This is a genomic window from Actinoallomurus soli, from assembly GCF_024055715.1.
GTDB classification, from domain to species: Bacteria; Actinomycetota; Actinomycetes; order Streptosporangiales; family Streptosporangiaceae; genus Actinoallomurus; species Actinoallomurus soli.
The window spans coordinates 905,246-920,378 of record NZ_JAMXMV010000001.1 but is presented as its reverse complement, the minus strand read 5'-3'; the positions used below and the strand labels follow the sequence as shown (position 1 = coordinate 920,378).

13 protein-coding genes are annotated in these 15,133 nt (G+C 73.7%); 8 read left to right on the top strand and 5 right to left on the bottom strand.

Annotated elements, in window-relative coordinates:
* The first annotated feature begins 133 nt into the window (after positions 1 to 133).
* Together NDW01_RS04170 and NDW01_RS04165 are read left to right on the top strand one after the other, a co-directional pair.
* Positions 134 to 1,660 carry a UxaA family hydrolase gene (locus tag NDW01_RS04170; RefSeq protein WP_252816711.1) on the top strand — a complete coding sequence of 509 codons (1,527 nt, stop codon included), beginning with the start codon at positions 134 to 136 and terminating at the stop codon, positions 1,658 to 1,660.
* Between the two features lie 115 nt (positions 1,661 to 1,775).
* Positions 1,776 to 2,375, top strand: a complete 600-nt coding sequence (locus NDW01_RS04165; RefSeq protein WP_252816710.1) for an LURP-one-related/scramblase family protein — start codon at positions 1,776 to 1,778, stop codon at positions 2,373 to 2,375.
* Between the two features lie 90 nt (positions 2,376 to 2,465).
* Here the strand turns inward: NDW01_RS04165 and NDW01_RS04160 are convergent, their stop codons facing one another.
* From NDW01_RS04160 to NDW01_RS04150, 3 genes are all read right to left on the bottom strand, one after another.
* On the bottom strand, positions 2,466 to 4,541 hold the full coding sequence (locus NDW01_RS04160; RefSeq protein WP_252816709.1) for a glycoside hydrolase family 3 C-terminal domain-containing protein: 2,076 nt from the start codon (positions 4,539 to 4,541) through the stop codon (positions 2,466 to 2,468).
* Between the two features lie 137 nt (positions 4,542 to 4,678).
* On the bottom strand, positions 4,679 to 5,332 hold the full coding sequence (locus NDW01_RS04155) for a response regulator (RefSeq protein WP_252816708.1): 654 nt from the start codon (positions 5,330 to 5,332) through the stop codon (positions 4,679 to 4,681).
* A complete protein-coding gene (locus NDW01_RS04150) occupies positions 5,320 to 6,573 on the bottom strand; it encodes a sensor histidine kinase (protein WP_252816707.1) in 1,254 nt (417 codons plus the stop codon). Before NDW01_RS04150 ends, NDW01_RS04155 begins: the two co-directional genes overlap by 13 nt.
* Positions 6,574 to 6,738: 165 nt before the next feature.
* On the opposite strand from NDW01_RS04150, the gene NDW01_RS04145 reads away from it, so the two are divergent.
* The 4 genes from NDW01_RS04145 (at position 6,739) to NDW01_RS04130 (ending at position 12,177) form a co-directional block, all read left to right on the top strand.
* Entirely contained in the window at positions 6,739 to 6,972 is a 234-nt protein-coding gene (locus NDW01_RS04145) for a hypothetical protein (RefSeq protein WP_252816706.1), read from the top strand.
* Between the two features lie 41 nt (positions 6,973 to 7,013).
* Entirely contained in the window at positions 7,014 to 7,781 is a 768-nt protein-coding gene (locus tag NDW01_RS04140; RefSeq protein WP_252816705.1) for an ABC transporter ATP-binding protein, read from the top strand.
* Entirely contained in the window at positions 7,778 to 10,330 is a 2,553-nt protein-coding gene (locus NDW01_RS04135) for an FtsX-like permease family protein (RefSeq protein WP_252816704.1), read from the top strand. The genes NDW01_RS04140 and NDW01_RS04135 overlap by 4 nt, the downstream gene beginning before the upstream one ends.
* Positions 10,331 to 10,527: 197 nt before the next feature.
* The gene (locus NDW01_RS04130; RefSeq protein ID WP_252816703.1) at positions 10,528 to 12,177 is read left to right on the top strand and encodes a long-chain fatty acid--CoA ligase; all 1,650 of its coding nucleotides are present in this window, start codon (positions 10,528 to 10,530) and stop codon (positions 12,175 to 12,177) included.
* A gap of 56 nt (positions 12,178 to 12,233) precedes the next feature.
* On the opposite strand, the gene NDW01_RS04125 is transcribed toward NDW01_RS04130, so the two are convergent.
* Both NDW01_RS04125 and NDW01_RS04120 read right to left on the bottom strand, forming a co-directional pair.
* Positions 12,234 to 12,431 carry a DUF3072 domain-containing protein gene (locus NDW01_RS04125; RefSeq protein ID WP_252816702.1) on the bottom strand — a complete coding sequence of 66 codons (198 nt, stop codon included), beginning with the start codon at positions 12,429 to 12,431 and terminating at the stop codon, positions 12,234 to 12,236.
* A 68-nt stretch (positions 12,432 to 12,499) separates the two neighbouring features.
* Complete coding sequence (locus tag NDW01_RS04120) at positions 12,500 to 12,958, bottom strand: Lrp/AsnC family transcriptional regulator (RefSeq protein ID WP_252816701.1); 459 nt, start codon at positions 12,956 to 12,958, stop codon at positions 12,500 to 12,502.
* 133 nt (positions 12,959 to 13,091) lie between these two features.
* Here NDW01_RS04120 and NDW01_RS04115 point away from each other — a divergent pair, with 133 nt between their 5' ends.
* Positions 13,092 to 13,940, top strand: coding sequence for a tryptophan 2,3-dioxygenase (locus tag NDW01_RS04115; RefSeq protein WP_252816700.1), 849 nt, complete (start codon positions 13,092 to 13,094; stop codon positions 13,938 to 13,940).
* Between the two features lie 12 nt (positions 13,941 to 13,952).
* Positions 13,953 to 15,128 carry a kynureninase gene (kynU, locus tag NDW01_RS04110; RefSeq protein WP_252816699.1) on the top strand — a complete coding sequence of 392 codons (1,176 nt, stop codon included), beginning with the start codon at positions 13,953 to 13,955 and terminating at the stop codon, positions 15,126 to 15,128.
* Positions 15,129 to 15,133 lie beyond the last annotated feature (5 nt).

Genomic DNA, 15,133 nt, shown 5'->3' with positions numbered 1-15,133 from the left:
ACTGTCACTCAGCGTTGACAGGCGGCCACGGTCCGGCGAATGTTCCGGGTGCCGAAATACCGGTGGGTTCCGCCGCCGTGACGGCTCGGGGGAAGATATCGGACAGTGCTCGCCTTCGCGGATGGAGTGACGGATGACCGCCCTGCTGATCCTGCACCGGGACGACGACGTGGCCCTGGCCACCGAGGATCTCGCGGCCGGCAGGCCCGTCCGCGACGGCCTGGTCGCACGGGCCGACGTGCCGCGCGGCCACAAGGTCGCGCTGCGCGACCTGCCCGCCGACACCCCGGTGCGCAAGTACGGCCAGGTCATCGGGTTCACGACGCGCCCGGTGGCCGCCGGGGAGCACGTCCACACCCACAACCTCGGCTTCCAGATCTTCGACCGGGAGTACGAGTACGGCGTCGCCGTCCGGCCCGAGGACAGGGTGCCCGCCCGGGAACGGGCGACCTTCGACGGGATCGTCCGGCCCGACGGCCGCGTGGCCACCCGCAACCACATCGGCATCCTCACCACGGAAAGCCACGGGGTGACGGTCGCCCGGCGGATCGCCGAGCGGTTCCGGAGGCAGGAGGGCCTGCCCGGCCTCCTCGACGCCTACCCCGCCGTGGACGGGGTCGTCGCGCTGCCCCACGCCCTCGGCGACGGAACGGCCGGTGAGGACGGCGAGGAGTCCGCCGTGCTGCGGCGCACCCTCACCGGCTACGCGCGCCATCCGAACTTCGCCGGCTTCCTCGTCCTCGGCCGCGAGGCCGGCCGGGTACGGTCCCTCGCCGAGGAGTGGGAAGTCGGCGCGGACACGCCCGTGGCGGCGATGGCGCTCCAGGAGCCCGGCGGCACCCGGGCGGCGGTCGCCGAAGGGGTCGCCCGGATCACGGACCTGCTGCCCGCGGCGAACGCCGTGCGCCGGCGGCCCGTACCGGCCTCCGAGCTCGTCCTGGCGATGGAGTGCGGCGGCTCGGACGGCTACTCCGGCATCACCGCGAACCCGGCCCTCGGCGCCGCCGCTGACCTGCTGATCCGGCACGGCGGCACCGCGGTGTTCGGCGAGACGCCGGAGATCTACGGCGCCGAGCACCTGCTCGTACGGCGCGCGGTCAGCCGTGCGGTCGGGGAAAAGCTTCTCCGGCGAATCCGCTGGTGGGAGGAGTACACCGCCCGGCACGGAGGGTCGATGGACAACAACCCCTCCCCCGGCAACAAGGCCGGCGGCCTGACCACCATCCTGGAGAAGTCGCTCGGCGCGGCCGCCAAGGGCGGTCAGTCCAACCTGGCCGACGTCGTGGAGTACGCCGAGCCCGTCACCGCCAAGGGCCTGGTGTTCATGGACACGCCCGGCTACGACCCGGTCAACGCGACCGGGATGGTGGCCGGGGGCGCGCACGTGCTGTGCTTCACGACGGGCCGCGGGTCGGTGTTCGGCTGCAAGCCGGCGCCCAGCCTCAAGCTCGCCACCAACACGCCGCTGTACGAGCGGATGACCGACGACATGGACCTCAACTGCGGCCTGATCGCCGACGGGGAGTGCGACGTCGCCGAGATGGGCCGCCGGATCTTCGATCTGGTCCTGGCGACCGCGTCCGGCCGCCGCACGCGCAGCGAAGAGCTCGGCTTCGGCGACGAGGAGTTCGTGCCCTGGCGGCTCGGCACGGTGATGTGAGGCGGCCGAGCCTCAGATCTCGGTTTCGACACCGATCACAACAGCGCCTTGGTGCGTCCTTTACCTGTTCTGTACCTTTGCTGCTCCAATGGACCGTGTACGGAGACGGGGATAGATGGACTTCCAGACGTTCCAGGCGCAGCGACGGCTGCTGATCCGCCAGCGCGTGCGGCTGATGGTGAACCAGTACGAGGTGCACGCCGAGAACCCGGACGGGTCCGAGGGCGAGCTCATCGCCTTCGCCCAGCAGAAGCGCCTGGCGTTCAAGGAGCAGGTCACCTTCTACAGCGACGACGACAAGCAGCACCCGCTCTTCGGCTTCAAGGCCCGGCAGCGCCTCGACCTCGGCGCGACGTACGACGTCACCGACCCCAGCGGGCAGCCGATCGGCAACTTCCGCAAGGACTTCAAGGCCTCGCTGCTGGCCTCCACCTGGCACCTGGAGCAGCCGGGCCTCGGCGTGACCACCGGCTCGGAGCGCAGCAAGTTCGTCGCGATCCTGCGCCGTGTCTGGGACTTCATCCCCTACGTGGACAGCCTCCCGTTCGCCTGGCCGTACCACTTCGACTTCGCCGCGAACGGGCAGGAGACGTTCGCGGTGGACAAGAAGTTCGCGCTGCGCGACAAGTACGTCGTCGACATCAAGGACCCGCGCCTGGACCGTCGCCTGGTCATCGCCCAAGCGGTCGCCCTGGACGCCCTCCAGCACCGCTGATCCCGCCATCGAGCGGCCCGGCGGTGGGCAGGCCGCCGGGCCGCTCGGCGCGTGCAGGTCCGGCCGGTGACGCGCCGGCCGGACCCGTGCTCAGCGGACGCGGACCGGCGCCGACAGCGGCAGGTTCCGCGAGGAGTCGCCGACCGAGACCAGGTGACGGCCGCCGACGGTGGTCCACCGCTGCGACGCGGTGTCCCAGACGGAGAACGCCCGCGTGTCCAGCGGCACCGTCACCCGCCTGGTCCGGCCCGGGCGCAGCGTCACCTTCACGAAGCCCTTGAGCTGCCTCGGCGGCTCACCGGCGGACGGCGGCGCCGAGACGTAGACCTGGACGACCTCGGCGCCCCTACGGGATCCGGTGTTGCGGACGTCCACGCTCACCGTCACCCGTCCGTGCCCGTCCGGGCGCGGCGACACCTTCAGGTGGCCGAACGCGAAGCTCGTGTACGACAGGCCGTACCCGAAGGGGAACAGCGGCTGCTCGCCCTGCGCGTCGTACCAGCGGTAGCCGACCTCCAGCTTCTCGGAGTAGTTCACGTCGCCGTTCACGCCCGGGTACCGGTCCGGCGTGCTCGTGGGCGTCTGGCTCTCGCTGCGCGGAAAGGTGACGGGCAGCTTGCCGGAGGGGTTCACGTCGCCGAACAGCAACGCCGCGAGCGCGTTGCCGTCCTCCTCGCCCGGGTACCAGGCCTCGAGGACGGCGGGGACGCCGTCGAGCCACGGCATCAGCACGGGCGCGCCGCTGTCGAGGACGACGATCGTGCGCGGGTTCGCCGCGACGACGGAGCGGACGAGCTGGTCCTGGCCGGCGGGCAGGGACAGGCTCGCACGGTCCGTCCCCTCCTTCTCCGCGTCCCCCACGATGACGACGGCGACGTCCGAGGAGCCGGCCAGCTTCGCCGCCTCGGCCGGGTCGGAGCCGTCCGAGCTCTGGACGGTGACGCCCGCGCCGGCCCTCTTCGCGATGCCCTCGACCGGGCTGACGGTGTACAGCGGGTCGACGTGCGAGCTTCCGCCGCCGCCCGGGTGCGCCACCTGGGCGTACGGCCCGACCACCGCGATCGAGTGCAGGGCGCTCGCCGTGAGCGGCAGGGTCGCGCCGGAGTTCTTCAGCAGCACGGCGGTCTGCTCGGCCACCGACCGCGCCACCGCTCCCCCGGCCGCCGCGTCGATGGGCGTGACGGTCCGCGGGTGGTCGAACAGCCCGGCGCGGATCTCGACGGCGAGCCTGCGCTCGATCATCGTGTCGAGCTGCCGCATGCTCACCTCGCCGTCGAGGACGGCCTGCTTGAGCTCCTCGTCGTACGGGCCGTTGTCCCGCAGCTCGAGGTCCTGCCCGGCGTCCGCGGAGCCGACCGCGGTGTGCGTGGCGCCGGCGTCGGACTGGACGAAACCCCGGAAGCCCCACTGGCCGCGCAGCACGTCCGTCAGCAGGTGCTTGTTCTGGCACATGAACGAGCCGTCGACCGAGGGATAGGCGCACATCACCGAGGCGACGTGCCCCTCCTTCACCGCCGCCTCGAACGCGGGCAGGTGGATCTCGTGGAGGGTGCGGTCGTCGATGTTCTCGTTGATGGTCTTGCGGTCGGTCTCCTGGTCGTTGGCCGCGTAGTGCTTCACCTCGGCGAGCACGCCCTGGCTCTGGATGCCCTGGATGTTCGCCACGGCGAGCCGGCCGGCGAGGTAGGGGTCCTCGCCGTAGTTCTCGAACGCCCGGCCGTTCCGGTAGACGCGGACCATGTTGACGTCGGGCGCCTCCAGGAGGCTGTGACCGACGTTCGCGGTCTCCCTGCCCTCGACGACGCCGTAGCGGCGGGCCAGCTCCGGATCGAAGCCGGCGGCGAGGGCGACGGGGGCGGGCAGCGCCGTGGCGTCGGGCTGGGTCCCCACCGCGCCGGTGCCGACGCCCGCCGGGCCGTTGCTGATGAGGAAGTCGGGGATGCCGAGCCGGGGGATACCGGGCACCAGCCGGGAGATCCCGCCGGCGCCCTTGCCGGTGGTGTGCGTCTGCGTGATCTTCTCGTCCAGCGTCATCTGCGCGACGAGTGCCGCGGCACGCTGCTCCGGCGTGGGCGCGGGGAGCCGCCCGGCCAGGGCGGCCGGCGCGGCGGCGAGCGGCCCGATCAGTGCGGCCACCGCCGCGATCGCGACGGGCAGGCGTCTCAATGGTCCTCCTCGAAGGTCAGGAGCTGGGGACCACAAAAACACCAAGACATCCAACGAGTCAATGAATCTGACATTTGAGTCAGAAAGGACGCAACCGTACCTGGCGATCACTCATCCGGATCGACCGGAGGTCCCTCCTACCGCCCCGTGCTGTCCAGGTACCGCAGGACGGCGGCGACGCGGCGGTCGGTGTGCTCGGTCGGCCGCAGGTCCAGCTTGGCGAAGATGTTGCGGATGTGCTTGTGCACCGCGCCCTCGGTCACGACCAGGCGCTGGGCGATGGCGATGTTGCCGAGCCCCTCGGCCATGAGCGCCAGCACGTCGCGTTCGCGCGGCGTCAGCCGGTCCAGGGGATCGTCGGCGCGCCGGTGCGCGAACAGCTGGGCCACCAGCTCCGGGTCGATGGCCGTGCCGCCCTCGGCGACCCGGTGCAGGGCCTCGAGGAACCGCTCGACCCGTCCGACCCGCTCCTTCAGCAGGTAGCCGATGCCGTTCGTGCCCTCGGCGAGCAGGTCGGTCGCGAAGCTCTCCTCGACGTACGCCGACAGCACGAGGACGGCGAGCTTCGGGTGGCGGCGCCGGGCCGCCACGGCCGCCTTGATGCCCTCGTCGGTGTGGGTGGGCGGCATGCGCACGTCGACGATGGCGATGTCGGGCGGGGTCTCGTCGACGGCGGCGAGAAAGGCGTCCGGCGTGTCGACGGCGGCGAGGACCTCGAACCCCTCCCCGCGCAGCAGCAGTTGGAGCCCGGCGCGGAGCAGGGCGTCGTCCTCGGCGATCACAACACGCACGGCAACTCCACCTCGAGAACGGTCGGCCCGCCCGGCGGGCTGGTCAGGGTCATGTGGCCGTCGTGCGCCTCGACCCGGCGGCGGATGCCGACGACGCCGCTCCCGGCGTTCTCGTCGGCGCCGCCGCGCCCGTCGTCCTCGACGCGCAGGAACAGCCGGTCCCGGGTCTGGCGCACCTCGACGGTCGCGTGCCGGGCGTGACTGTGCTTGGAGATGTTGGTGAGGGCCTCGGCGACGACGAAGTACGCGGTCGCGTCGACGGAGGCGGGCCGGGAGCCGTGCACGTCGGCCGACACGCGGCAGGGCACGGCGCATCCGGCCGCCAGCGCGGCCAGCGCGCCGCCGAGCCCCCGCTGTTCGAGCACGGGCGGGAGGATGCCGCGGACGACCGCGCGCAGCTCCGCGAGCGCCTGCTCGGCCGCCGACTGCGCCTGCTCCAGGGCGCCGTCCGCGAGCGCGGGGTCGTTCTTCAGCGCCCGCCGCGCGGCGCCCAGCAGGACGACCACGCCGACGAGCCGGTTCTGCGTGCCGTCGTGCAGCGAGCGCTCGATCCGGCGGAGTTCGGCGGTGTGAGCGTCGAGGGCGGCGGCACGCGTCGCCGTCAGCTCCGCGACCCGCGCGGACAGGTCGATGCTCGGATGGGGCGCGAGCAGGCGCCTCCCGGGCCGCGCCTGCAGCCGGGCCATCGCCGGGCCCAGACCGACCAGGATCGCCACCCACCCGGCGCCCAGGGAGACGCTGGACACCATCCCGGTCCATCCGCCGGCCGAGATGCCCACCGAGGTGGTGACCTCACCGGGCGGCAGCGCCCACGAGTAGAGCGGCCGGGTGAGGTCCTCGATCGCGAGCAGCGGCAGGAGCGCGCCGAACAGGCCGAGGACGAACCCGAACACCGCGTGGGTGAACAGCCAGCGCAGGTCGCGCGTGGTCGCCGGGTCCCGGGCGGCGGCGCGGAGCCGGGCGGACCAGCCGCTCGGCCACGCGTCGTACGGGCTGATGATCTCCTCGTCCCACCGGCTCAGCCGCTCGCGCTCCCGGTCGGCGACCGCGCGCACGGCGGCGAGCGCCCACGGCAGGAGCGGCAGCCCGACGCCGACGAGGCAGAGGACGCCGACGACGATCAGTACGAGGGCGGTGAGCAGGGCGAGGGTCGCGGTGCCCAGGCCGCCGACCAGCCGCGCGAGCGCCTCGATCGGGTCGCGCAGCGCGCGTCTGAGCGCGCCGTCGTTCCCGTCCGCCATCCGTTCCTCCCCGAAGATCGGTAGCCACTTTATGACGGATAGCGACCGTTGGTGACGTAACGCCCGAAGAGTGGTGCCTGCTGTACCACGACCGGGTAGCACGTGGGATCGCCGCAGGTCACAGCCGTCCGTAGCGTCGGGGTCAGACCTAAGGGAGGATCCACGATGAACGACCCATATCGGCTCAGCGGCCCCCAGGCGGACCCCGGCACCCCGGACCGGAACGGCATCGGCGCGCGGCGCGCGCTCCTCTGGACGGTCCTGGTGGTCAGCGCCGCCGGGAACGCCGTGACCTCGATGAGCGGGCTGCCCGTCGCGGTGAGCGTGTCGTGCGGCGTCGTGACCATCCTGTGCATCGCCGGCCTGCTCGCGGACCGGTCCCGGCGGAGGCGGGCGTGAGACGGCGCGAAGCGGCCGGCGTCCGGACGGCGGAGGCGGACGTGAGACGGCGGGAGGCGGCCGGCGTCCGGACGGCGCACCCGGGCGAGGTGATCGGCCTGGACCGGGTCACGAAGGTGTACCGCACGGGCACGGTCGCGGTCACCGCGCTCGACGACGTGTCGCTGACCGTGCCCCGCGGAACGTTCCTCGCGGTGATGGGGCCGTCCGGGTCCGGCAAGAGCACGCTGCTGCAGGTCGCGGCCGGGCTGGACACCCCGACGTCGGGCACGGTCACGGTCGGCGGCACGGACGTCTCCGGCCTGAACGAGGCCCGGCGCACCGTGCTCCGCCGCGACCGGATCGGCTTCGTGTTCCAGGGCTACAACCTGCTCCCGGCGTTCACCGTCGAGCAGAACGTCACCCTCCCGCTGCGCCTGGCCGGCCGTGCCCCCGACCGGGACTGGATCCGCGCGCTGGTCGGCCGCACCGGCCTGGCGGAGTTCCTGCACCGGCGCCCCGCGGAGCTGTCCGGCGGCCAGCAGCAGCGCGTGGCGATCGTCCGGGCGCTGGCCGCGCGGCCCGACATCGTGTTCGCCGACGAGCCGACCGGCGCGCTGGACGTCCGCAGCTCCGGCGACGTCCTCACGCTCCTCCGCGAGATCGTCGACGAACTCGGCCAGACCATCGTGATGGTCACCCACGACCCGGCCGCGGCGGCCCGCGCCCACCAGGTCCTGATCATGGCCGACGGCCGGATCGTGGACGTGATGCGCGAGCCCGGTGCGCCGGCGCTCGCCGCCCGGCTCACCTCGCTGGGAGCCCGATGATGCTGCGGATCTCGCTTCTCCTGACCCGCGGCCGGACCGGCGCGCTGGTCGCGATCGTCGGCGCGGTGCTGGGCGGGGCCGCGTTCCTGACGGCCACGGGCGTGCTGGCGGAGTCCGGCCTGCGCTCGCACCCGCCCGTCGAACGTCTCGCCGGGGCGGACGTCGTCGTCGCCGCCCGGCAGTCGGTCGCCCAGGACGGGGACCTGGACGAACCGCTGCCCGAACGCGCCCCGGTCCCGGCGCGGCCGGCCGGGCTGCTGGCCGCGCTGCCCGGCGTCGCCTCCGCCGTCGGCGACGTGAGCCTGCCCGCCGCCGTCATCGGGCGGAACGGCGCCGTCGTCGACGCCGGAGATCCGCGTACCGCCGGGCACGGCTGGTCGTCCCGGACGCTGCCGGGGCCCGGCTCCTTCCAGGGCACTCCCCCGGCCGGCGCCGGGGACGTGGCGCTCGACGCCGCCACCGCGGCGCGCGCCGGCGTCCGCCCCGGCGACCGGGTGACGGTCGTGGCCGCCGGCCGGCGGGGCGGCTACCGGGTGTCCGCCGTCGTCGACGGCCCGCCCGGCGTCTACTTCGGCGACGCCGTCGCGGCCCACCTGGCGGGCCGGGACGCGGGCCCGCGGCGCGGAACGGTCGACCTGGTGGCGCTGCGCGCCGCGAAGGGCACCGCTCCGGGCGCCCTGGCCGCCCGCGTCCGCGGCGCCCTGCGGGCGGACGGCCACGGCGACCTCACGGTGGCGTCGGGCGGGGCGCGCGGCGACGTGGAGGAGCCGGAGGCGGCGACGGGCCGTACGGTGCTGTTCCTGCTCGCCGGCTCGATCGGCGGGGTCGTGCTGATGATCGTCGGTTTCGTCGTCGCGGGCGCGCTCTCGGTGTCGATCGCCGGGCAGCGCCGCGACCTGGCCCTCCTGCGGGCCGTCGGCGCCACGCCGCGGCAGGTCCGCCGCCTCATCGCCGCCCAGACCGGGGTGGTGGCGCTGATTCCGCTGCCCTTCGGCGTGGCGCTCGGGTACGTCCTCGCCGGCCGGTTCGGCGGCCTGCTGGCCGACCACGGCGTGCTGCCGAGACGCCTGCCGCTCGCCTGGAGCCCGCTCCCGGCCGTCACGGCGGTCCTGCTGCTGTCCGTCGCGGTGCGGGTGTCGGCGCTGGGCGCCGCGTTCCGCACATCGCGGATGCCGGCGACCGAGGCCGTCGCCGAGTCGCGGGCCGAGCCCCGTACGCCGTCGGCCGTGCGGACCCGGATCGGGCTGCTGATCATCCTGGCCGGGATGACGCTGAGCGTGGTGCCGCTGTTCCTGCGCACCGCCGAGGCGACGGCCGCGACCGGCTCGGCCGGTCTCCTGGCGGTCATCGGACTCGGCCTCGCGGGCCCGGCCCTCGTCCGGCGCGGCAGCGGCGCGCTGCTGCGGCGGCTGCCGCCCCGCACGTCCCCGGCCACCTGGCTGGCCGTCGGCAACGGCCACGGTTACGCGCTGCGGGTCGGCGGCGCGGTGACGGCGCTCGGCATGGCGGTGACGTTCACGCTGAGCTACGCGCTCACGCAGACCACGCTGCTGGCCGCGACCACCCACCAGGCGAGGGCGGCGACGCACGCCGACGTCACGGTCACCGCGCCCGCGCTCGGCGGGGTCCCCGCGGGCCTGGCCGACGAGATCCGCGCGACGCCGGGCGTCGCGGCCGCCGTGCCGGTGGCCACGACGACCGTCCTGTGGCCGTATCGCGAGGACGGTGACCGGACCGTCGCGTCGTACCAGGCGCTCGTCGCCGGACCGGACATCCCGGCCGTCCTCGACCTGAAGCGGCGCGCCGGCGACCTGGGCCGGCTGACGGGCGCCACCATCGCGGTGAGCAGGACCACCGCCCTGGCCCGGGGCGCCGGGGTCGGCGATCGCGTCACGGTGATCCTGGGCGACGGAACGCGGGCCGCCGCCCAGGTGGTCGCGACGTACGACCGCAGCCTCGGCTTCGGGGACGTCGTCGTCTCCCGCGACCTGGCCGCCGGTCACACGACGGCCGGCCTGGTGGACCGGATCCTGGTCCGCGCCGTGCCCGGGCGGGCCGAGGCGGTACGGCACTCGCTCACCGCGCTCGCCGCACGGGAGCCGGGCGTACGGGCCGACGACGCGCGCGGCGTGATCAGGAACGCGCCGACGCCCCCGGAGGTCTGGGTGAACGTCGTCGTGCTCGCCGTGCTCCTGGGCTACGTCCTGCTCGCGGTGGCGAACCGGCTGGCGGCCGCGGCGGCGCAGCGCCGCGACGAGTTCACGGCGCTCCGGCTGATCGGGGCCACCCCCCGGCAGATCGTCGCGATGGTACGGCGCGAGGCGGCGCTGGTCGCGGTCGCGGCCGTCGGCGCGGGGGCGGCGTTGTCCGTGGTGCCGCTGGCCCTGCTGGGCGCCGGGTTCCTCGGCCGGCCCTGGGCCGCCGGGCCGGTCTGGCTCCTGCCGGCCTGCGCCGCCGCGGTCGCGGGCATCGCCTGGCTGGCCACGGAGATCCCGGTACGCGGCGCGCTCCGAGCCGCCCCCGCGGACGTCCTCGCCCAACGCTCCTGACCCGCCACCCGCAAGCCGGCGCGCAGGCCCACGAGCCGGATGGCGGGCGGTCTGTGCCGAGGATTCTGGTGGCGGGGGCGACCAGAATCCTCGGCGGTGACCGGGGCGGGAGCCGGCTGATCGGCGTAGACCTTACGTAACGGGACATCGTTGACGGGGTGACGGTGCCGCTCCTAACCTGCTACCGACCGGTCGGTATGTCCGTCGGAAGGGCCGTGATGTTCGCCAGCACGATGCAGGAGTTCCCCCTCACCGTTTCCGCGATTCTGCGGCACGGCGCCCGCGTGTACGGCGGGAGCGAATGCGTGACCTGGAAGGGCGGCGGGGAGCCGCGCCGGGCGTCGTACCGGCAGGTGGCGGAGAACGCCGAACGGCTCGCGGCGGCCCTGACCCGGCTCGGCGTGGGCGCGGGCGACCGGGTGGCGACCTTCTGCTGGAACAACCAGGAGCACCTGGAGGCGTACTTCGCCGTCCCGGGGATGGGCGCGGTGCTGCACACGCTGAACATCCGGCTGTTCCCGGACCAGCTCGCGCACATCATCGGGCACGCCGAGGACCGGTTCATCCTCGTCGACGACACCCTCGTCCCCCTGCTCGCCCGGGTCGCCGACCGGCTGCCGACCGTCGAGGCGTTCATCGTCGTGGGCGACGGCGACGCGTCCGCGCTGGGCGACGCGCGCGTGCTGCGCTACCACGAGCTGCTGGCGGCCGAGGAGCCGGGGTTCGCCTGGCCCGAGCTGGACGAGCGGTCCGCCGCGTCGATGTGCTACACCAGCGGCACGACGGGCGACCCGAAGGGCGTGGTCTACTCGCACCGTTCGACGTTCCTGCACGCCATGGTGGCCATGTCGGCGTCGCTGATGGGCATCACCGAGGCGGACCGGGTGCTGGCGATCGTGCCGATGTTCCACGTCAACGCCTGGGGCCTGCCGTACGCCGCGTTCCTGTCCGGCGCCACGCTGCACATGCCCGGCCCGTTCCTCCAGCCGGAGCACCTGACCGCGTTCATCGCCGCCGAGCGGAGCACCGTCTCCTCGGCCGTGCCGACCATCTGGAGCGCGATCCTCAACTACGGCGCCGACCAGGAGCTCGACCTGTCCTCGCTGCGGGCCGGCACCTCCGGCGGCGCCGCCGCGCCCCGCGCGCTCCTGGAGGGCTTCGAGCAGAAGTACGGTCTCCGGATCATTCAGGGCTGGGGGATGACCGAGACGAGCCCGCTCGGCGGGATGGCCTTCCCGCCGCCCGGCGTCGAGCCGGGCACCACGGAGGACGTCGACTGGCGCCTCAAGTCGGGCCGCGTGGCGGCGGGCGTGGAGATGCGGATCGTTGACGCGGCGGGCGAGGAACTCCCCTGGGACGGCGAGTCCGTCGGCGAGATCGAGGTGCGCGGGCCGTGGATCACCGGCTCGTACCATCGCGACCCGGCGCCGGAGAAGTTCCACGACGGGTGGCTGCGCACCGGCGACATCGGCACCATCGACGACCGCGGCTTCTTCCAGATCACGGACCGCGCCAAGGACGTCATCAAGTCCGGCGGTGAGTGGATCTCCTCGGTCGAGCTGGAGAACCACCTGGTCTCCCACCCTGCGGTGCTCGAAGCCGCGGTGATCGGCATCCCGGACCCGCGCTGGGACGAGCGTCCGCTGGCCTTCGTCGTCCTGCGCGACGGCACCTCGGCGACCGCGGCCGAGCTGGCCGACTTCCTGTCCGGCAAGGTGGCCCGCTGGCAGGTCCCGGAGAACTGGGCGTTCGTCGGGGAGATCCCCAAGACGACGGTCGGCAAGTTCGACAAGAAGCCGCTGCGCGCCCGCTACCGCGCCGACGAGGTCAAGGTCGAACGCCTCTGACGGCCGCGCCTCGACGGACTCAGGCGGCCCGGTCACCGGTCGCGCAGGCGTGCCGGTCAGCCACCTCGCAGGCGCTTGCTGCGGCCCTGCAGCTCGTCGATCAGCTCGGACGCCTGCGCCTTGGACAGGTTCTCCGGCACGTCCTCGCCCGCCTCACGGGCGAGGGTGCGCAGGTAGGACTCCTGCGGTCCGGTCATCGGCTCGTCACCCGTCGTCCAGTCCTCGGGGTCCTTCTCCACGGGCCGTTCGGTCATGTCCCCTCCTCCGGTCATCGAACTCAGGTTCGATGGACTACCCCTCTTCAGGGGAGGGAAACCGCAGGTCAGAGATGCGATGGCGGTGTGAGGGGCCGCCAGGCGATCGGCGTGGACAGGACCATCGCCGAGCTCGTCTCGCCGTGCGAGGCGAGGCGCACCAGGATGCGCTCGAGCTCGGCGACCGAGGTGGTGGCGATCAGGACCATGGAGCAGACGTCTCCGGTGAGCCGCGACACCTGGAGTACCTCGGGGATGTCGTCGAGCAGCTCGGGGTGCACGGTGATGCAGCGGGCGCCGTAGCACTTCATCCGGACCTGGGCGACGACGGGGAACCCGGCCGCCGCCGGGTCGACGCGAGCGTGATAGCCGGTGATCACCCCGGCCTCCTCCAGCCGGCGGACCCGCTGGGCGACCGTCGGCGCGGACAGGTGCACCCTGCGGGCGAGCTCGTTGTACGACAGCCGGGCGTCCTCCTGCAGCGCCCCGAGGAGAGCCCAGTCCACCGCGTCGAGGTCCGGTTTCATGCTCGTAAGCCTAAACCCCGGATCCGCTCGCATTCGTAAGAAAACAGGGGTGCTGTGCCTCCCGTCGCCCCTTTGATGTCTGAATCGTCCTGCACACAATGGTCAGTGCCCCGAGTGACGAAGGAGGTCCGAGGTGACGGCCGATGCACTGTCCGGCTGCCCTGTCCTGCACTCCGCCGACGAGCCCAGGCTCGACTTCGGCGGCACCACGCCGTACGAGGACTACGTCCACGCCGCCACGCTGCACGACCTTCAGCGGCCGGTCACCGACGAGCCGCTGGAGCGGTCCTTCCTCGTGGTCACCCAGGTCATGGAGCTGTACTTCGGCCTGCTGGCCTTCGACCTGACGTACGCACGGGACCGGCTGGCCGGCGACGACGTCCGCGCGGCCACGACCGCGCTGCACCGCTGTGTTCTCCACGTCAAGGCGCTGCGGGCCGCCTGGCTGCCGATCGCGCGGATGACGCCACGGGAGTTCAACGCCTTCCGCGACGCGCTCGGCGAGGGCTCCGGCTTCCAGTCGGCGGCGTACCGGCAGGTGGAGTTCCTGCTCGGCGAGAAGTCCGCGTCGATGCTCGTCCCCCACCGGTCGGTGCCCGCCCAGCACGCCGAGCTGTCACGGGCGCTGACCGAGCCCGGCGTGTACGACGCGGCGCTCGCGCTGCTGGCGCGACGCGGGCACGCCGTACCGGACGACGTGCTGAACCGCGACCTCACCCGCCCGTACGCCCCCTCCCCCGCCGTCGAGGACGTCTGGGCGAAGATCTACGCGACCGACGAGGGCGAGCTGCTGCGGCTCGGCGAGGCGCTGACCGACGTCGCCGAGGAGTTCACCGGCTGGCGGCACGACCACCTGATGGCCACGCGCCGCGCGATGGGCGCCAAGACCGGGACCGGAGGCTCGGCCGGGGTGTCCTGGCTGGAGAAGCGCGCCCGCCGGGACCTGTTCCCGGAGCTGTGGACCGCCCGTTCCCACGTCTGAAGGATCACGTTCATGGACCTGACCGCACGCGCCGCCGAGCTCGACGCCGAGGATCCCCTCGCGCGCCTGCGCGCGGAGTTCGACCTTCCGCCCGGCACCGTCTACCTCGACGGCAACTCCCTCGGCGCCCCGCCCCGGCGCGTCGCCGACCGGATGCAGCGGGTGGTCCGCGAGCAGTGGGGCGGCCGGCTCATCCGGTCCTGGTCGGAGGGCTGGTGGGAGGCGCCCCGGCGGGTGGGCGAGCGGATCGCGCCGCTGCTCGGCGCCGCGCCCGGCCAGGTCGTGGTCGCCGACTCGACCAGCGTCAACGTCTTCAAGGCGCTGGCCGGCGCCGTCCGGCTCGCGCCGGGCCGGCCCGAGATCGTCGTCGACGCCGCGACGTTCCCCACGGACGGGTACATCGCGACGTCGGTCGCCGAACTGACCGGCCGGGTGCTGCGGACCGCGGACCTCGACGACCTTCCGGCGGTGCTCGGCGAGCGGACCGCCGTGGTGCTGGCCAACCACGTGGACTACCGCACGGGCCGGCTGCACGACATGGCCGCCGTGACCGCGCGCGTGCACGCGGCCGGCGCGCGCGTCGTGTGGGACCTGTGCCACAGCGTCGGCGTGCTCCCGCTGGCTCTGGACGCCCTCGACGTCGACCTCGCGGTCGGCTGCACCTACAAGTTCCTGAACGGCGGACCGGGCGCACCCGCCTTCCTGTACGTGCGGCGTGACCTACAGGAGGCCTTCGACCAGCCGCTGTCGGGCTGGAGCGGCCACCGGGAGCCGTTCGCCATGGCCCCGGACTACGTCCCCGCCGACGGGATCGAGCGGGGCCGCTGCGGCACTCCGGACATCCTGTCCCTGCTGGCCCTGGAGGCCGCCCTGGAGGTGTGGGACGGCGTCGACCTGGCCGACGTGCGCGCCAAGGGCCTGTCGCTGACCGACTTCTTCGTCGCGTGCGTGACCGAGCTCCTGCCGCCGGGCACGGTCGAGGTGCTGACCCCACGGGACGAGCGGCGCGGCCACCAGGTGTCCCTTCGCCACCCCGGCGCCGAGGCGGTCATGGCGGAGCTGATCGCCCGTGAGGTCATCGGCGACTTCCGCGCCCCCGACGTCCTCCGCTTCGGCCTCGCCCCGCTGTACGTCAGCCACGCCGACGCCCTCCACGCCGCCCGTACCCTGGCGGACGTCCTCGGCTGAGAGTC

What these genes read in the sequence shown, in the direction of transcription:
- NDW01_RS04170 (WP_252816711.1), top strand. Translation starts at nt 134, where the DNA reads ATGACCGCCCTGCTGATCCTGCACCGGGACGACGACGTGGCCCTGGCC.
- NDW01_RS04165 (WP_252816710.1), top strand. Translation starts at nt 1,776, where the DNA reads ATGGACTTCCAGACGTTCCAGGCGCAGCGACGGCTGCTGATCCGCCAG.
- NDW01_RS04150 (WP_252816707.1), bottom strand. Translation starts at nt 6,573, where the DNA reads ATGGCGGACGGGAACGACGGCGCGCTCAGACGCGCGCTGCGCGACCCG.
- NDW01_RS04145 (WP_252816706.1), top strand. Translation starts at nt 6,739, where the DNA reads ATGAACGACCCATATCGGCTCAGCGGCCCCCAGGCGGACCCCGGCACC.
- NDW01_RS04135 (WP_252816704.1), top strand. Translation starts at nt 7,778, where the DNA reads ATGATGCTGCGGATCTCGCTTCTCCTGACCCGCGGCCGGACCGGCGCG.
- NDW01_RS04130 (WP_252816703.1), top strand. Translation starts at nt 10,528, where the DNA reads ATGTCCGTCGGAAGGGCCGTGATGTTCGCCAGCACGATGCAGGAGTTC.
- NDW01_RS04125 (WP_252816702.1), bottom strand. Translation starts at nt 12,431, where the DNA reads ATGACCGAACGGCCCGTGGAGAAGGACCCCGAGGACTGGACGACGGGT.
- NDW01_RS04120 (WP_252816701.1), bottom strand. Translation starts at nt 12,958, where the DNA reads ATGAAACCGGACCTCGACGCGGTGGACTGGGCTCTCCTCGGGGCGCTG.
- kynU (WP_252816699.1), top strand. Translation starts at nt 13,953, where the DNA reads ATGGACCTGACCGCACGCGCCGCCGAGCTCGACGCCGAGGATCCCCTC.